General features: G+C 45.5%; 18 protein-coding genes. 4 read left to right on the top strand and 14 right to left on the bottom strand.

Features of this window, described 5'->3' with window-relative positions; translation table 11 throughout:
• Positions 1–17 precede the first annotated feature (17 nt).
• The 3 genes from V7O63_RS04795 to V7O63_RS04785 all read right to left on the bottom strand — a co-directional run bounded on the left by V7O63_RS04795 (position 18) and on the right by V7O63_RS04785 (position 3,526).
• Positions 18–479: a DUF4367 domain-containing protein gene (locus V7O63_RS04795; RefSeq protein ID WP_340820794.1), complete on the bottom strand. Its 462-nt coding sequence runs from the start codon at positions 477–479 to the stop codon at positions 18–20.
• Between the two features lie 308 nt (positions 480–787).
• On the bottom strand, positions 788–1,762 hold the full coding sequence (locus tag V7O63_RS04790; RefSeq protein WP_340820372.1) for a DUF128 domain-containing protein: 975 nt from the start codon (positions 1,760–1,762) through the stop codon (positions 788–790).
• 84 nt (positions 1,763–1,846) lie between these two features.
• Positions 1,847–3,526 carry an AarF/ABC1/UbiB kinase family protein gene (locus tag V7O63_RS04785; protein WP_340820371.1) on the bottom strand — a complete coding sequence of 560 codons (1,680 nt, stop codon included), beginning with the start codon at positions 3,524–3,526 and terminating at the stop codon, positions 1,847–1,849.
• Between the two features lie 199 nt (positions 3,527–3,725).
• Between V7O63_RS04785 and V7O63_RS04780 the strand changes: the two genes are divergently transcribed.
• Entirely contained in the window at positions 3,726–3,995 is a 270-nt protein-coding gene (locus tag V7O63_RS04780; RefSeq protein WP_340820370.1) for a DUF3303 family protein, read from the top strand.
• Positions 3,996–4,017: 22 nt separating this feature from the next.
• On the opposite strand, the gene V7O63_RS04775 is transcribed toward V7O63_RS04780, so the two are convergent.
• From V7O63_RS04775 to V7O63_RS04755, 5 genes are all read right to left on the bottom strand, one after another.
• The gene (locus V7O63_RS04775; RefSeq protein ID WP_340820369.1) at positions 4,018–4,446 is read right to left on the bottom strand and encodes a hypothetical protein; all 429 of its coding nucleotides are present in this window, start codon (positions 4,444–4,446) and stop codon (positions 4,018–4,020) included.
• Positions 4,447–4,662: 216 nt separating this feature from the next.
• Positions 4,663–5,004, bottom strand: a complete 342-nt coding sequence (locus V7O63_RS04770; RefSeq protein WP_340820368.1) for a hypothetical protein — start codon at positions 5,002–5,004, stop codon at positions 4,663–4,665.
• A gap of 149 nt (positions 5,005–5,153) precedes the next feature.
• Positions 5,154–6,875 carry an ABC transporter ATP-binding protein gene (locus V7O63_RS04765; protein WP_340820793.1) on the bottom strand — a complete coding sequence of 574 codons (1,722 nt, stop codon included), beginning with the start codon at positions 6,873–6,875 and terminating at the stop codon, positions 5,154–5,156.
• A 62-nt stretch (positions 6,876–6,937) separates the two neighbouring features.
• Positions 6,938–7,681 carry a geranylgeranylglyceryl/heptaprenylglyceryl phosphate synthase gene (locus V7O63_RS04760; RefSeq protein WP_340820367.1) on the bottom strand — a complete coding sequence of 248 codons (744 nt, stop codon included), beginning with the start codon at positions 7,679–7,681 and terminating at the stop codon, positions 6,938–6,940.
• Between the two features lie 7 nt (positions 7,682–7,688).
• Positions 7,689–7,835 (bottom strand): 50S ribosomal protein L40e, encoded by a 147-nt coding sequence (locus V7O63_RS04755; RefSeq protein ID WP_340820366.1) that lies wholly within the window; start codon positions 7,833–7,835, stop codon positions 7,689–7,691.
• A 220-nt stretch (positions 7,836–8,055) separates the two neighbouring features.
• On the opposite strand from V7O63_RS04755, the gene V7O63_RS04750 reads away from it, so the two are divergent.
• Positions 8,056–8,727 carry a winged helix-turn-helix domain-containing protein gene (locus V7O63_RS04750; protein WP_340820365.1) on the top strand — a complete coding sequence of 224 codons (672 nt, stop codon included), beginning with the start codon at positions 8,056–8,058 and terminating at the stop codon, positions 8,725–8,727.
• Between the two features lie 114 nt (positions 8,728–8,841).
• Here the strand turns inward: V7O63_RS04750 and gatB are convergent, their stop codons facing one another.
• The 3 genes from gatB to gatC are packed head-to-tail and all read right to left on the bottom strand — an operon-like array spanning position 8,842 to position 11,982.
• Positions 8,842–10,263 (bottom strand): Asp-tRNA(Asn)/Glu-tRNA(Gln) amidotransferase subunit GatB, encoded by a 1,422-nt coding sequence (gene gatB / locus V7O63_RS04745; protein ID WP_340820364.1) that lies wholly within the window; start codon positions 10,261–10,263, stop codon positions 8,842–8,844.
• Positions 10,263–11,690, bottom strand: coding sequence for an Asp-tRNA(Asn)/Glu-tRNA(Gln) amidotransferase subunit GatA (gatA, locus tag V7O63_RS04740; RefSeq protein WP_340820363.1), 1,428 nt, complete (start codon positions 11,688–11,690; stop codon positions 10,263–10,265). Before gatA ends, gatB begins: the two co-directional genes overlap by 1 nt.
• Before the next feature lie 10 nt (positions 11,691–11,700).
• On the bottom strand, positions 11,701–11,982 hold the full coding sequence (gatC, locus tag V7O63_RS04735; protein WP_340820362.1) for an Asp-tRNA(Asn)/Glu-tRNA(Gln) amidotransferase subunit GatC: 282 nt from the start codon (positions 11,980–11,982) through the stop codon (positions 11,701–11,703).
• Between the two features lie 332 nt (positions 11,983–12,314).
• Here gatC and V7O63_RS04730 point away from each other — a divergent pair, with 332 nt between their 5' ends.
• Positions 12,315–12,653: a YkvA family protein gene (locus V7O63_RS04730; protein ID WP_340820361.1), complete on the top strand. Its 339-nt coding sequence runs from the start codon at positions 12,315–12,317 to the stop codon at positions 12,651–12,653.
• Positions 12,654–12,671: 18 nt separating this feature from the next.
• Here the strand turns inward: V7O63_RS04730 and V7O63_RS04725 are convergent, their stop codons facing one another.
• Together V7O63_RS04725 and V7O63_RS04720 are read right to left on the bottom strand one after the other, a co-directional pair.
• Positions 12,672–13,019 (bottom strand): YnfA family protein, encoded by a 348-nt coding sequence (locus tag V7O63_RS04725; protein ID WP_340820360.1) that lies wholly within the window; start codon positions 13,017–13,019, stop codon positions 12,672–12,674.
• On the bottom strand, positions 13,016–13,414 hold the full coding sequence (locus tag V7O63_RS04720; protein WP_340820359.1) for a YnfA family protein: 399 nt from the start codon (positions 13,412–13,414) through the stop codon (positions 13,016–13,018). Before V7O63_RS04720 ends, V7O63_RS04725 begins: the two co-directional genes overlap by 4 nt.
• A gap of 100 nt (positions 13,415–13,514) precedes the next feature.
• Between V7O63_RS04720 and V7O63_RS04715 the strand changes: the two genes are divergently transcribed.
• Positions 13,515–14,192: a class I SAM-dependent methyltransferase gene (locus V7O63_RS04715; protein WP_340820358.1), complete on the top strand. Its 678-nt coding sequence runs from the start codon at positions 13,515–13,517 to the stop codon at positions 14,190–14,192.
• Positions 14,193–14,242: 50 nt separating this feature from the next.
• Here V7O63_RS04715 and V7O63_RS04710 read toward each other — a convergent pair whose 3' ends face one another.
• On the bottom strand, positions 14,243–15,127 hold the full coding sequence (locus tag V7O63_RS04710) for a hypothetical protein (protein WP_340820357.1): 885 nt from the start codon (positions 15,125–15,127) through the stop codon (positions 14,243–14,245).
• Between the last annotated feature and the right edge of the window lie 689 nt (positions 15,128–15,816).

The raw sequence follows: 15,816 nt of genomic DNA, 5'->3' as shown, positions 1-15,816 counted from the left end.
TTATCCACACCATAATTTCATTTTACGGATTCTGCAATTCTGATCAGTTCATTCTTTTCCAGGAAATGAGATGAAACTGAGACACTGATGCCATCGATATACCAGTTAATTCTCATTACCTCGTCACGTATTGTCCTCAATTCTCCTTCATGCCCGCCTATTGTAATCTTTTCAACTTCCACATCATCATCTGATGCTGGTGCTTCGAATGTGAATTCCTTTGTCCCGGAGAAATCCTCTGTTACAGAAAAAGAACTGTTTTCGTTTGTATAGATCAGCTGGGAATAGCCGGTAAAATCAGGATGATCAGATGTTCCATTTACCAGACATGCACTTTGCATTTTGTACCCATCAGGCAGGTACGAAGGAACCAGAATACTATTATTTGTAATCTCTTGTGCCTGTTCAAATGTAATTCTGCAATCTTTAGGAGGGAATATACCACCCTTCACTTCTTTACCGACATACAGAGATTGCATCAGAAATATTCCGATCAATAACAATAATAGAAGTACATATCCTGCTTTCATCTAACCCCTTTCATAGTTATCCAGTGTAGGGAACAATGACCACACACTTATTGAAAAATAAGTTTTAAATTATTAATTATTTGAGGAAATATCACACAATTATATATCTGTATTGTGGTCCGCCAGATACACTGAACACGGATGTTTCAGAAAGCATCCGGCAAACAGATTCAAAAACAAAGCTCACAGCTTCGACCGGCTATTGGTAAAAGTAAATTAATATTAAGAAAAAGTAAATTTAAAAAACGAAAAGCGCTTCAAAGCTTTTTCATCTTACTGTATTCCATCACAGCTGAGACAGGGTTCGTCTCAACAGGGATACCTGCTTCTTCAACAGCAGCAACGGAATTTATACCCACCATTACAGGAATGCCTATCTTTCCTCTTTCTATTGGTGCAAAAAGCACATCTTCATCAGGTTCTCCGATAGCCAGGTGACCACTTATGTCATGTTTGCCTGCTATATCCAGTATTTCCTCAGCCCGCTTTGCAGCAGAGGCAGGGATCTGGCGAACATTGGCAAGCATCTTACCATTGCCGGTCTCGATAGCCTCAAGTATCGAGGTCGCTTTACGCCGGAGGAAGATCTTTATCGGGTCAATGGATGTTCCATTATACGATATCAGGTCAAGGAAACCAGCAGGAGAATGGTCCGCGATCTCCATAAGTCCACCATAGACAGGAACAACAGGAATACCACTGTTCAGAAGAAGACCATCGAAGGTTATACTGCATACTGTTGCAACGGCAACTTTACCTTCAGGCACGTATATGTCAAGATCGGTGTCTTCCTCGATGATGCCAACCCTGGGACTGATGGTTGCGCCGTGATCCATTGCATACCTTATGACCTCAGTGGCATTATCATAATCGTCCTTATCGATATTTGTAATATTGACAATGACATTGCCTTTGCCCGTGTCCACATTGTAGTCGGCCTTATAGATCAGCTCCTCGATCCTCGTGATAACGAATCCAAAACGGTCACTTATCAGAGCGTCATTCAGTTCCTTCTTACCACGCTCGGTGATGGTACGCCCTATGTAGCCATGCTTTTTAGTGAAACCGCGCTCATCAAGTATCCGCAAATGATACCTTACAGCCCGCTCTCCGATGGCATAACCACGATTATGGAGCTCATCAGCTATGAGGCGAGCACCCAGAGGCTTATCGCTCTCACTGATGATCCGCATGATCTCAACAAGCTTTCTCTCAATGTTTGGATCTGTCATATTTTCACCCGAAGATGTTTGTCCGTGGACATCTAAACGGCGTACTACTTACATTCTAGGTCTATTTAAGATATACTGTTCGTATCAGATCCTTCCGGTACGGAGTATATAGATCACAAGCCACATTCCAAGGAAGCCTGCCATCAAAAAACCCATCACACCAAGCAATGGCACTCCCCACACATGTGGCTCCATTCCGGTCTGGATGATCAGTGAAGAACCCACGATGATCGCTGAGATGATAAGACTGAACGAAAGGCGGTTGCTTGCAGCATCTATCTCTGCAACTACCCTGTCAAAACCATGAGGTTCGAAGCGCAGTTTCAGGTAACCTCTTTCAGCGATCTCAAGGATATGGGAGATCTGCATGGGCGCCTTGTGAAGGATACGGGTCCAGTTACTATAATCCCTGTACGCACTGTTTGCGATATTCGTCAGACGCATACGGTCCTTTATCGCCTTCCTGGCAAAAGGTTCCGCGATAAGACTGAGATTGACACCAGGGTCCATTACACTGCTGAAGCCTTCTGCGGTCATCGCACCCTTTGAGAGCAGGGCCACGTTAGCAGGAACCCTTACCTGATATTTCCTCAGCAGACCTATCATCTCCTCGAGGATAAGAGCAGTGTTCAACTGCCTGATAGGCCTTCCATAGTACTTGTACAGAAGATGATCGATATCTATCTTCAAAGATGCCAGATCCACATCATCACCGATAGAACCGAAGTCCCTCAGAAGTTCAATGTAGAGTATAGTGTCACCTTTCGTTATTGCTATAAGATCATCAATAAGAAGATCACGCATATCCCTGGAAAGGAAACCGGCCATTCCGAAATCAAGGAGAGCTATCATACCATCCTTCATTATGAAAACATTTCCCGGATGCAGGTCCGCATGGAAGAAACCATCTTCATACACCTGCTTCATGAAGGCCTTCAGAACCTCAGTGGCAACCTCCGTCCGGTCAACTCCCATCCTCTCCAGTTCCCCGAAGGAATTACATTTTACACCATCGATGTATTCCAGTGTCAGCACCTTTTCGCTGGAATGGTCCCAGTACACCTTCGGGATATATATCCGGGGATGTTCACGGAAATTGCGGGCAAAGTGGTCAGCGTTCCTCCCTTCCTGTGTATAGTCCATCTCGGCTTTGATGGACCGTTCGAACTCCTCGACTATCTCAACAGGCCGATATAGTTTCGCCTCCGGCAGATGTTCCTCTGCAAAGGCCGCTATACTGTAAATTATATCCAGGTCGGCCTTGATGATCTTCATGATACCGGGTCGCTGGACCTTGACAACCACATCCTCCCCGGTCATCAGTTTCGCACGATGCACCTGACCTATAGAAGCAGCAGCTATCGGTTCTTCTTCAAAGCACAGGAAAATATCGGCTATATCCGAACCCAGCTCGTCTTTGATAAGCCTTTCAACCTCTTCCATTCCAAAAGGCTGGACATCATCCTGAAGTTTCGAGAACTCATTGGCATAATCAGGAGGGATCAGATCCTGACGCATACTCAGTATCTGGCCAAGCTTTATGTAAGTGGGCCCAAGTTCTTCAAGCATCAGTCGTGCTTTCTTCGGACCCGAATCTGTGTCCTTATGGACCTTTTCCTGCTTTTTCAGCCTTGATCTCAAAGACCTTATATCCCCGATACCCATCCGGTCAGCTATATGACCGAACTCGTACTTGACAAGAGCATCAACGATCTTTCCATACCTTTTGATCATTGAATACCTATGGATCTTCCGGGGTTTCATGATGGTCCTTTGTACTTTAATCTTTTTTTAGATGTATTAATTTAGGACCGTCTTTATTATTAAATTATCGTCGATATTCAATTCTGGGAATAAATACGAGAATAGAGTAACAGTTATATAAGTTCATTATCCAAAATATTAGTGTCCAGGATCCACCTGGAAGAAATCTGGAGAATAACAGGAAAAGGAGTGAGAAAATATGTTATTTTTTGATATTAGTTCGTGGGAGCCAAGGGATAGTGAAAAGGTAATAGAGCATTTCAAGAAATTGAAACCACCTGCAGGTATAAACGTCATAAACCAATGGGTCGACCTCAACGGAGGAAGATATTTCATCCTTTATGAAGCAGACAGTGCAGAAGCATATGCTGAATTCAATCTGCCATGGTCGGACATATGCATAATAGACAGTGTACCGGTAATGGAATCCACAGATTTTATTAAACTAATGGTTTCAAAGGGAATGTGATTCCCTTTAATCCTTTCTTTTTCTAATTCCCGGAATTCGAAGGCAATAGCTGGATCACTTTTTCAACATCACCTATCTTCACAGTGAAACTTCCTTCCGGAAGGGAACTGGTATCATATTCATGATGAAAGTTACCCTCTCCATCTGCACGAATGGTCTGACCTGCAACAAAGTCAAGTCTGACCGATTCTTCCCCTTCCCTGGCAGTTCCCTCAATGGCAATCTCATAATTACCCGCTGGTACATTCTTTTCAAAGAATTCGGCCACTCCATCTGAAGCATCAAAGCTTCGCCTGAAATCGACGAACATTCGAACTACAAAATGAAGGTCATCCACCATTTGTGACCTGACCTGAAAACTGTTACTTCCACCTGGTATATTGATATCCTCGAAAACATAACTGTACTCATTATCTATAACAGGGACATTCACAGTGAATGAAACACTCATCCCTATTTTCTCCCGGGGATTCGTCTGTCCTTTTATATCCAGTACATCCCCTACCCTGGGTTGTTCAGGAAGAATGGTCCATTCGTCAAGCTTAGTATCAGGATCTGCTTCTTCCTGTTCAAAAAAAATGGAGTAGATTATTTTGGAAAAACTCAGAAAGAGGTTAGTATTTTTGCTAAAGATAAAACCTCCGGACTGGTTCTCTAAAAGTGTTTATCACTCATTATCTTCTTCTGAACCTGTGAGCTTATCGATCTTAGCTTCGAGGCTCTTGATGATATCCTTGAGCTCACTGACCTCATCCTTTGTTGCGACATCCGCCTTGCTGATGGTTTCCTGGACCTTGGAGGATATCTTCTTCTCCATATCTTCCTTCTGTTTCTTCTGCTCCTCGACCACGTCACGAACGAATTGCTTACCCTCTTCCTTCTTCATCTCCCCGTTCTCGATAAGGTCATCTGCAATGTCCTGGATCTTCTCTTCTGTAAGTGCCCACAGACCGATTCCAAAAAGACCTACCTTTTTCATGATCTCTGCGATATCATTAGCATCTTTCATATTAAACCTCCAATGATAAGTTAGCAGGTGTTATGATAAATATCTTATTATGGACCGATCAGTCGATGCCGCAAGCTAAGGGTTATCAAAGAACGAAAATGGGTATTTAAAAGCTAACAATAACAGGTTATCCAAAAAAGGAATGATACTCAGTTCTCAACGAGTTCACTGATATCATGTTCCAGATATACTGCATGGGACATCTCGATGAGCCTGTCACAAACCTCATCCGGTTCCCCGTCCATAACGATCTTCGCAGAATCCAGAAGGATAGCCCTGTGTGCAGCCTCTTTCACAAAATCAGTGTGATGGCTCACGAACACTATGGTAGTTCCGAACTTCCTGTTTATGTTCTTCAGGGAATTTGTCACATCCCTGAGTGTTACAGGATCAAGATCCCCGAAAGGCTCGTCGAGCATCAGGATCTCAGGACGTGATACAAGCGCAAGTGCAATGTATGCCCTCACATGCTCGCCACCACTTATCTGATAAGGAGTCTTATCCAGCACGGACATTGGAAGGTCAAGGGCTTCGAATACCTCTGCTGCATGTTCATCCACAGTGTCCTTTGTTATAACCGGGAAGAGCTTTGAATAGATATCGATCGTGAGACCCATTTCCCTGAGGGACTTGTCCTTCTCCTCTTCGGCAACTTCAGTCAGCTTGAAAAGCGTGTCAAGGCTCTCATCCGAGATACCCATCTCGGCAGCTTTCTCCCTTGCATATTCCAGTGAACCTTCACCCTTCAGGCGGAGCTTGAAAGCAAGCTGCTCCCTGACAGTTGAATGCGGAGAAAGGGTGAACTCCTGATGCATGATGCTCATCTTCCTGCGAAGGTTCAGGCGCTGTAGAGTGAACTCGATTATGTTCAGCCACTCACCATTGTGAAGGTAAGTGATATCTCCTTCCTTTGGATATCTCAGGCCCTCTATCATCTTTAGGAGTGTGGTCTTGCCGGAGCCTGATGGTCCGATGAGTGCAGTGATCTCTCCCTTATTGATATCAAGTGAAAGGTCCTCGAACTTCAGCACCTCCCCGACCCTCAGAAGTGCAAAACGATTGGAAAGACCTCTTACTTTGATAACAGGTTCCTTCTCTTTGACTTCGGACAGACCGGTTTTTTCCTTTATGTCCTTCAGGAAGTGTTTCAGTACCTTTTCAGCCTCACCTGTCTCTACGATAGCGCCATCTTCAAGATAGAGCACCCTGTCTGCAAGATACATGTGGATCTCTGGGAGATGTGATACTACAATGATAGGAATGTTGAGCTCTTTTTTGATGTTCTTGATGACATCGAGCATCTCCTGCTTTGTACCGGGGTCTGTCATTGTTACCGGTTCATCAAGGAGTAGAAGTCGTGGTTTTGCTGCAAGCTGACGGGCAAGTACGAGCCTCTGTTTCTCGCCTCCGCTTAACAGATTGGATGAATGCTGTGCCTTTTCCTCAAGTTTTACAAGGCGCATATAATACATGGCCTCTTCGTGCAGATTATCATAATTGAAGGCTTCAGGTTCAGGCAATCCTTCATGACCCTCGGTCAGGTAATTGAGCCTGCGGATAATATTCTCAACAGCAGGACCGTTCCAGAGTCCGAAATTACGCTGGAGGTGTATTGCACTATTGTTCACAAGGAACTTGAGTTTTTCCCGGTCCGCGCCGGGTTCTACCCTTTCGCCATCTACTTCGAAGTAGCCTGAATCAAAGTCCTCGATCCCTCTGAGGATCTTAAGTATAGTGGTCTTTCCACTGCCACTCTTACCGGTGATACCAAGTATCTCTCCATCTGCAACAGTGAAGCTTACATCATCCAGAACTCTCTTTCTTTCGTTATTGAGTTCGTACTCTTTTACGATATTGCATACTTCAAGCATCATCAAACCTCCGTGGGTGGTTCAGGTCTGAAAAGAATAAAGGGAAAAAGGTGTTCCTTCAATTACTTCTTTATCGCTGATACGAGTTCTTCTATCTTTGCAGTGACGTTAGAACTCTCCTCAAGGACGGTTCCTGTGACGATCATATCTGCCCCTGCCATGGCACAGAGCTTTGCGGTTTCCCCGTCACGTATTCCGCCACCAACGATAAGTTTGTTGTCTCCAAGGACATGTTTTACCGCACCTATCATCTCAGGGGTCACAGGCGCATCTGCACCGGAACCTGCCTCAAGATAGGTGTAGTGCATACCAAGGTACTTTCCTGCAAGTGCAAATGCCACTGCAAGTTCAGGTTTGTGTTTTGGTATGAGCTTTGCGTCACCCACCCATCCAACGGTTCCTCCTGGCTCTACTATTATGTAGCCCATGGAGATGGGTTCTATTCCGCTCTTGTAAACGATCGGAGCACCCATTGCCTGATTGGTGGTGACGAAATTTATATCACGGGAATTGAGCAGGCTCATGAAGAAAATAGCGTCTGCATATCTGCTGACACCTGCCGCATTACCCGGGAACAATATTGTAGGCTTATCTGTCTTCTCTTTTATCTTAAGGAGTGTCTGGTCAAGGACCACTCCTCCGGCTCCAGTGGAACCTCCGACCATGATAGCATCCGTCCCACCTTCTGCTGCAGCGCGAGCAATCTCTGCTGCCTCATCCGGTGTCTGTGATGCCGGGTCGATAAGTGTCAAGTGAACTGTACCCTCTTTTTCAACAATGTTGTTAAGGTACTCTTCCACTTGCATAAGAAGATCAGCCTCTTGTTTCCTTGGATTTCATACGCAGGTCTTTGCTACCGCATTTCCTGCATCTTGTTGCACGTACTGCATTGCGTGCATTGCAATCCATACAGATCTTCTTGATCAGTATCCTGTGTTCAGCTTCCGGGAATCTTGCCATTATTTTTCACCTTAATGATTGTAATATGTATATGAATTAGAATGATAGGCTGCTTACATGATGCTCAAAACATATAATTGTTTTGGCAAATTCATGCCAGTTTTCCTGCCCCATCAGATAGTCCTGACACGACCTTTCAGGGTATAAATATTGCTGCCGGAATATCCATTCTCAGGAATAACTATTTATGAAATATCATCATTAATAATGAATGATTGGTATGACAAATGATGATAAGGAACAAAGAAGACAGGAATGGTACGAGAGAGTTAAAAAAGAGGGCAAGCTCAAGAGGGATCCTAAAGAGGAGCATGACGCAAAACTGAAGACCCTGCAGAATCCTGTCAGAAGGAATATCATCAAAAGCCTGAATGAAAAGAAGATGACATTCGACGAACTGAAGGCCGAGTTCAACCTTGACAACATGCCACTGAAGCTTCATCTTGGAATGCTCGAGGATACACTGTACGTTGAAAAAGAGGATGAGAATACCTACGTCATCACACCACGCGGCGAAGACTACCTGGACAGTATTGAAACCAAACCTGAATCAAAGGACGAATCTATGGACGACCTGAAGAAAAGAAGGGATGAATGGTACGAGAAGATGAAGAAAGAGGGTAGGCTCAAGAGAAATCCAACTGAGGACCACAGGGCAGGTCTGAAAGCCATGCAAAACCCGGTCCGCAGGCACATGCTTGAAGCTATGGGCGAAGGGAAGATGACCTATGATGAGGTCAAGGAAAAGTTCGACCTTAATGATGTACAGGCCAAGCTGAATCTCGATATGCTTGAGGATACGCTATACATCGAGAAAGAAGATGATACGACTTATGTTATCACAGTACGTGGCGAGGCATTCCTTGCGAATGTAGATGAACATCACCTTTAGATAGATAGTATCAGGTGCTTACCAATAATGAGCCACTTATAAGTGGGTTTTAGTCAAAAAAAAGAAAAAAGGTTGTAAATGGGGTAATAACCCCATTCTTTTTTAGTTTCAAATTCACTCGTTCAATTTCGCAAGCACTTTTTCCCTTGCCTCTCTTGCATCAGCACGGCCCTTTGTCTTCTGCATGACCTTACCTACAAGGAAGTTCAGGGATTTTTCCTTTCCACCAAGGTAGTCTGCTACAGCCTCAGGGTTCTCGGCAATCGCCTCATCCACTGCTGTTGCAACGATATCGTCCTCTACCTTGAGAAGACCTTTCGCTTCGACGATCTCCTGTGGCTTGCCGCCGTCATCAAGGACTGTGCGTATGATCTCAACAGCACTCTTTTCAGTGATCTTGTTAGCTGTCACGAGTTCGACAACAGCGACGATGTCCTCTACTGTGAACGCATCGATGCTGAGTTCACGGTAGTTGAGCTCACCCTTGAGGATATCAGATACCCAGACAGCCGCATCCTTCGGGTCGACCTTTGCTGCTACCTCTTCGAAGAAGTTGGCCACCTTTATCTCAGTGGTGAGTGCCCTTGCATGGGTCTCGCCAAGACCGTACTGCTCCATGAAGCGCTCCCTCTTTGCATCAGGAAGTTCAGGAAGTGTCTCACGCACCTTTGGTACACGGTCGGCAACTCTCAGTGGTACGAGGTCAGGCTCAGGGAAGTAGCGGTAATCGTGTTCTTCTTCCTTGGTACGCATGGAAATTGTCACACCTCTTGCCTCATCGAAGTGCCTTGTTTCCAGTACGATCTCGCCACCACGTCTGATGTGGTTCTTCTGCCTCATTATCTCGTAGAGAAGAGCCCTCTCAGCACCCTTGAAGGATGAGATGTTCTTGACCTCGACACGTTCTCCCCAGTGTACGGAAACGTTGGCATCCACCCTCATTGCACCCTCAAGGTCACCGTCGAATACGTCAAGGTAGTCGAGGATGCTCCTGAGTTTGTCAAGGTAGCGTCTTGCCTCCTTCGGGCTTCTCATGTCCGGCTCACTGACGATCTCGATAAGTGTCATACCTGAACGGTTGTAGTTAATCAGTGTACCCTTGGACCTGTCAATGCTTCCCATGTGCTGGAGCCTTCCGGGGTCCTCTTCCATGTGGGCACGGGTGATACCTACCACATGTTCCCCGTCCTCACCTTCGATGATGATCCTTCCTTCACCTGCGATAGGGAAGTCGTACTGGGTCGTCTGGAATCCCTTTGGAAGGTCAGGGTAGTAGTAGTTCTTTCTGTGGAACTGGGTCTGCTCCACGATACTGCAGTTTAGTGCAAGACCTATCTTTATGGCATATTCCACTGCCTTCTCGTTGATAACCGGCAGTGATCCAGGAAGTCCGAGACATACCGGACATACGTGGGTGTTAGGTTCGGAATCGTGGTATTCTGTGGAACAGCCACAGAACAGCTTTGTGTTGAGCTTGTTGAGCTGGACGTGGACCTCAAGTCCGATCCTTACTCCGTCAGGGTTCTCGTATACCATTATTCCACCTCCGGAGGTCTGGCCTTGTTGTGATCGGTATTCTGTTCGAAGCTGTAAGCAGCCCTGATGATGGCATTCTCATCGAAGTGCTTACCTATTATCTGGAGTCCCACAGGCATTCCGTCTGCAAGTCCGCATGGAACCGAGATGGATGGCACACCTGCAAGGTTGATAGGTACTGTGTTGACATCCGCAAGGTACAGTGAAAGCGGGTCATCTATCTTCTCACCGATCTTGAATGCCGGTGCAGGCATTGTTGGTGCCATAAGCACGTCAACATTAGACAGAGCCTTATCGAAGTCCTGCTTCACAAGTGTCCTTACCTTGAGTGCTTTAAGATAGTACTTGTCGTGGTAACCTGCCGAGAGTGCGTAGGTTCCGAGCAATATCCTGCGCTTGACCTCATCGCCGAAGCCTTCTGCACGGGTCTTTGATGCCATGACGTGCCAGTTGTCACCTTCCACGCGGTATCCGTATCTTGTACCGTCAAAACGTGCAAGGTTGGATGATGCCTCGCTCATGGCTATAATGTAATATGATGCAAGGGCATATTTTGTGTGTGGCATGGATACCTTCTCGTAGGTTGCTCCCATGTCCTCGAACTTTGCGATGGAATCCCACACTGCCTTCTCGACGTTCTCATCGATGCCCTCTCCGAAGTACTCTTCAGGTACACCAATCTTCAGTCCGTTCACATCATCTTTCAGGGCATCGCTGTAAGTGTTCTCCCTGTTGATGGATGTGCTGTCCCTGTTGTCGTAGCCTGCTACAACATCCATGATGGTCGCGATGTCTGCAACGCTGGTTGAAAGAGGACCTATCTGCTCCAGTGAGTTAGCGTAGGAGATGAGTCCGTACCTTGAGATACATCCGTAGGTTGGCTTGAGTCCCACCACACCACAGTATGCTGCCGGACACCTGACCGATCCACCGGTATCAGAACCAAGTGATACAGGTACCTCACCTGCTGCAACCACTGCTGCACTGCCACCGGAAGAGCCTCCGGGAACCCTGTCCATATCCCATGGATTGAATGTTGGTCCGTAGTAGCTTGATTCGGTGGAAGTTCCCATGGCAAACTCGTCCATGTTGGTCTTTCCTATGATGACTGCGCCTGCTTCCTTCAACTTCTCGATGACGTGTGCATCGTATGGTGGCACATATCCCTGAAGTATCTTTGATGAGCAGGTTGTGGAGAGTCCCTTTGTGGAAATGTTCTCCTTGATCGCGATAGGTACACCTGCAAGTGGTCCTTCGTGACCGTTCGCATCTATCTCACGAGCTGCGTTGATAGCCTCTTCTGAGACTGTGGTGAATCCGTTTATCTTACTCTTGCCGATGGTCTCAATATAAGATGCTGTGACCTCTTCTGCTGAAGAGTCTGCAATTCTCTGCCTGATGCCTGAAATGTCTGTCCATGCTGCCATTCTGCACACCTCACATGATCTTCGGAGCCTTGAAGTTTCCTTCCTGCTTGTGTTCGGTGTTCGCGAGCACTTCTTCCTGTGGCATCGATGCTGTGACTTCGTCCTTCCTGAACACGTTCACAATGTCCGCTACGTGGTATGTTGGCTCTACGCCTTCGGTGTCGACCTCATCGAGCTGCCCGAAATAGTCCAGTACGGAGTTTAGCTTCTCTGCATACGCATCGGATTCTTTTGCATCGATCTCGATACGTGCGAGCCAGCCTACGTGTTCTACCTCTTCTTTAGTGATCATCGTAAGTTCCTCGATTTTGAAATTGGATAATATGTAATATATTTAAGTCTTAGAAAAGCAGGCGATTATATTAAAAATGTTGGTTAAGCAGTTTGTTCATGTCTGGCAGAATCGAGATATTATCTATCGTGGGTCATGAATATACGGAATGAGCCCGAAGGGTCCGGCAAAGCCGGCGTTTTCCCACAAGAAGAAATAAGTGATTTGAATAATACCTTGTACTTTTGTCTCCAGAATTATATAAAGCCAATTTCTAGTTCCGATCGATATATTAATTCTGAAAACTAATATTAGTTAATTAATTTCTGTAAAACAACCGGGAGCCAGATTAAGTGGGCATAATAACGTTCATCCTGAAAGCAATATTGAAGGAACGGTTCTACAAGCTGCAATTGCACACAAAGACGCTATCCATTGCCAGCAAACGCTCTGATCTGCCGATCCATACAAGGTTACTCGCAGCTTTTGTTACTATCTATATACTAAGCCCCATTGACCTTATTCCGAGTTTTGTCCCTGTCATTGGTGTAATGGATGATATCCTCCTCATTCCAATCGCATTGATACTTGCTATTAAGATGATACCTGATACTATTATGAAAGAATGCAGATGTGAGGCCGAGCAGATACTGGGTGCTAAGAAGCAGCCAAACCACACTTCTGCACAGTGATATTTTCAGGTGGATGCTCTACCTTGGAGTATAGAACATAATGAATACGCCTACAAGTGCTATCAAAGCACCGATCACCTCATACCTGTCCGGCTCTGTCCTGTCAACGAACTTACCCCAGATGAGCGAGGAGACTATGAAGATCCCTCCATATGCAGCGTACACCCTTCCAAAGTGAGCTGGCTGGAAAGTGGGTATTATTCCGTATATCGCAAGGACGACCCCACCCATGAGTCCCAGCATCATGCCTCTCTTCTCCCTCAGCCACAACCAGACAAGATAGCCACCACCGATCTCAAACAGGGCGGCAAGGAAGAACAACCCAAGAGAGATGGCTGCAAAGGAGATCATGTCTTCGCTAATCATTCCTCACCCTCCCTTGGCCAGTAGAATATGATCGCAACACCAATGAGGATCACAACACAACCGATGATGTCATAGATATCCGGTGGTATCCTGTCGAACACCCATCCCCAGAGCAGAGACATCACCACGAATATGCCTCCGTAAGTGGCGTATATCCTGTGGAAGTGCGATGGCTGGAGGGTAGGCACGATCCCGTAAAGGAACAGTACGACAGCCCCGAGAATTGCGAAACTGAGATCCCTGTTCTCCCGTACCCAGAGCCAGATGAGATATCCCCCACCTATCTCAAAAATGCCTGCAAGGATGAACAGGAGGATCGTATAGATGAGACATCTCGTTTTTGAGATGCATCTGGTTTCTATCTGCACCATGGAAAGAGTTGTCTTCGTTAACATAGTAAAACGTTTGCTTAGAGGAAATTTGTCGCTTGAGCACCGAGTATTCAAATAGTCCACAGGTCAATTAGAAACGGAAAACTGTCCGGGAGCAACTCCAATGAAAAATGAATCATCCTCATGGTCACTGATCAAGGGAAAAGACATTCCCACGACAATAGAACTAGACCAGGTCTTCTATGAGTACACATTTCCCAACTGCAAGATCCTTGATATCGGCTGCGGAACCGGAAAAGTGAGCATCCCCCTGGCATCTCAGGGCTTCTGTGTCACAGGAGTAGACATCAATCCTGAAGCTCTTCAAATGGCATCTTCATCTTCAGTATCATATGAGTGCACGCAAAGTCCGTTATTCGCCCGGACCGATGCCACACATCTACCATCTCCTGACGCAAGCTTCGATGTAGCGATAATGCAGGCCTTCCTGACAACTATAGTGTCAAAAGAGGAACGTGCACGCATCATCAGGGAAGCGCACAGGGTGCTAAAACCCGGAGCTTACCTTTATCTTGCTGATTTCGGGCAGACCTGGCATTCGCAGATCTACCGCGAACGCTACATCAGAGACCTGCCGATGACAAAGGAAGAGGGTTCATTCTTTGCTTATGATGAGAAGACCGGAGAGGTTGCTTACGTTGCTCATCATTTTACTGAGAAGGAGCTTGTTTTTTTGCTGATTGAGAATGGTTTTGAGGTGGAGTTTTTCAAGAGGGATACGTTTGTGACGAGGACTGGAAATCTGATCAATGGGTTTGTTGTGGTTGCAAAAAAGAGTTGATCATTTTCTTCATATGTTTTGATATGAATTTAAGAGAAAGAGATAAAATATCAATAATAACTGGAAGGAATAGAATACCAATTATCAGGTGCATTTCCTGTACCTGAACTTACATCAAGGCTGTATTCATTGTTATAATAATACCAGAGATAGACCACAGAGTAGTTTTCCTCCCGGAAGTGATCGAAGTCAATATCTTCGTAATTATCAGGATAGACCACTTCCCCAAGGTCATCGTCATAGCGAGGACCTACTGTGGCATCCACAGGGAACCATTCCCCATCCTCGTAGACTTCGACCCATGCATGACCACCATTAATGTTACTGCTGGTCACCTGACCCATAACAACCCTTAAGGTATCTTCATCATATTCACCGGAGCCGATCAGTAACGATGCAAGAGTATTAGCCTGTTCAGTACAATCACTTACGATCTCACCTGACACAGGGTTTGAATCGAAGTCCGGAGTATCTTGCAGGAACTCCGAAGGAGTGAGCCATCCATCCGGCTGGTCGTTCAGGGTAGCATCAGACACCCAGATCCATGAAACTGCAGTCTCATATATCTCATCTGCATCATCAAGACCTTCATCCCTAAGATAGTCCTGCACAGCATCAGCGTATGGTGTTACATATTCCTGAACCCGTAAAACCCCTGTCGTTTCAGGAGGATCAGCCGGGATAAAATCTCTGATGTCTTTTTTGTCAGCCATTTCCTGCTGCACCTGTGGAACCTTATCCACAAGGATATTTTCAGAAAGAGCGTTTGAAGGAACAGCATTTATTGTATCTTCTGACCTCATAATGTCTGAAACATTATCTTTAAGAGAAACAGAAGAAAAAGATGTAGCTGGACCATCATCCCCATCAGATACAGCATAGACCGAAAACATCAGTATTGCTACCAGGAAAATAAGAAGTATCGATCTTTTCATAGTCTTTAGCCCATTTGACCACATGAATTCTGTTTGGTATGTTACCTATAGTACTCTTCATTTTATATAATTTTAGTTGTTGCCATAATAAATTAATAGATTGTGACTGAAATTAGTCATGTGAGCTTTTTGCAGCTTCACATTCTACATTAGATATCCTCGGCTTGCCAGAACAGCCGCAGCGTCGCTTCCTTTTCAGATAAGGAGCTTGTTTTTTGCTGATCAAGAATGGATTTAGTGTGAATCTCTTCAAAAGGGATGAGTTTGTGACGAGGGCGGGGAATCGGGTGAATGGGTTTGTTGCGGTGGGGAAGAGGAGTTGATTGTTCTCTTCATCTGTTCTGGTATGAATTTGGATTTGTAGAGACCCTGCAAATTTCAACTTTGGACTAAGCGATTTTAATAACTGCATTATTTCAATAGTCATCAGGATGGTGGTGAAGGAACGCGCCGCCTGCGGCGGATGGTAGTATTGTTCTTTGTTTTCAATGATCTTTTGCAGAACTATCAGATACACAAGGGCACAGGGAACAATAAGTAAGACTGGTCTAAGTCATGAATAACTTAAGCCATCCCGAAGGGTCCGGCGAAGCCGGCACAATCCGAAAAGATGGATGGGGTTATCTTTTTACTTTAGCCTTTTTCTGCATACTGACAATAAAATACCGTAGTCAACCCCATAAAATTGA

Origin of the sequence: Methanolobus sp. WCC4 (assembly GCF_038022665.1) — an archaeon.
In the GTDB taxonomy this organism is placed as follows: Archaea; Halobacteriota; Methanosarcinia; order Methanosarcinales; family Methanosarcinaceae; genus Methanolobus.
This window is presented reverse-complemented; position numbering and strand designations above follow the sequence as displayed.

Coding starts and splice junctions, on each gene's coding strand:
- V7O63_RS04785 (WP_340820371.1), bottom strand. CDS start 3,526: ATGAAACCCCGGAAGATCCATAGGTATTCAATGATCAAAAGGTATGGA.
- V7O63_RS04725 (WP_340820360.1), bottom strand. CDS start 13,019: ATGATTAGCGAAGACATGATCTCCTTTGCAGCCATCTCTCTTGGGTTG.
- V7O63_RS04760 (WP_340820367.1), bottom strand. CDS start 7,681: ATGCAAGTGGAAGAGTACCTTAACAACATTGTTGAAAAAGAGGGTACA.
- gatC (WP_340820362.1), bottom strand. CDS start 11,982: ATGATCACTAAAGAAGAGGTAGAACACGTAGGCTGGCTCGCACGTATC.
- gatA (WP_340820363.1), bottom strand. CDS start 11,690: ATGGCAGCATGGACAGACATTTCAGGCATCAGGCAGAGAATTGCAGAC.
- V7O63_RS04795 (WP_340820794.1), bottom strand. CDS start 479: ATGCAATCTCTGTATGTCGGTAAAGAAGTGAAGGGTGGTATATTCCCT.
- V7O63_RS04750 (WP_340820365.1), top strand. CDS start 8,056: ATGACAAATGATGATAAGGAACAAAGAAGACAGGAATGGTACGAGAGA.
- V7O63_RS04770 (WP_340820368.1), bottom strand. CDS start 5,004: ATGAAAGATGCTAATGATATCGCAGAGATCATGAAAAAGGTAGGTCTT.
- V7O63_RS04710 (WP_340820357.1), bottom strand. CDS start 15,127: ATGAAAAGATCGATACTTCTTATTTTCCTGGTAGCAATACTGATGTTT.
- V7O63_RS04775 (WP_340820369.1), bottom strand. CDS start 4,446: ATGAGTGTTTCATTCACTGTGAATGTCCCTGTTATAGATAATGAGTAC.
- V7O63_RS04790 (WP_340820372.1), bottom strand. CDS start 1,762: ATGACAGATCCAAACATTGAGAGAAAGCTTGTTGAGATCATGCGGATC.
- V7O63_RS04765 (WP_340820793.1), bottom strand. CDS start 6,875: ATGCTTGAAGTATGCAATATCGTAAAAGAGTACGAACTCAATAACGAA.
- V7O63_RS04715 (WP_340820358.1), top strand. CDS start 13,515: ATGAAAAATGAATCATCCTCATGGTCACTGATCAAGGGAAAAGACATT.
- gatB (WP_340820364.1), bottom strand. CDS start 10,263: ATGGTATACGAGAACCCTGACGGAGTAAGGATCGGACTTGAGGTCCAC.
- V7O63_RS04780 (WP_340820370.1), top strand. CDS start 3,726: ATGTTATTTTTTGATATTAGTTCGTGGGAGCCAAGGGATAGTGAAAAG.
- V7O63_RS04720 (WP_340820359.1), bottom strand. CDS start 13,414: ATGTTAACGAAGACAACTCTTTCCATGGTGCAGATAGAAACCAGATGC.
- V7O63_RS04755 (WP_340820366.1), bottom strand. CDS start 7,835: ATGGCAAGATTCCCGGAAGCTGAACACAGGATACTGATCAAGAAGATC.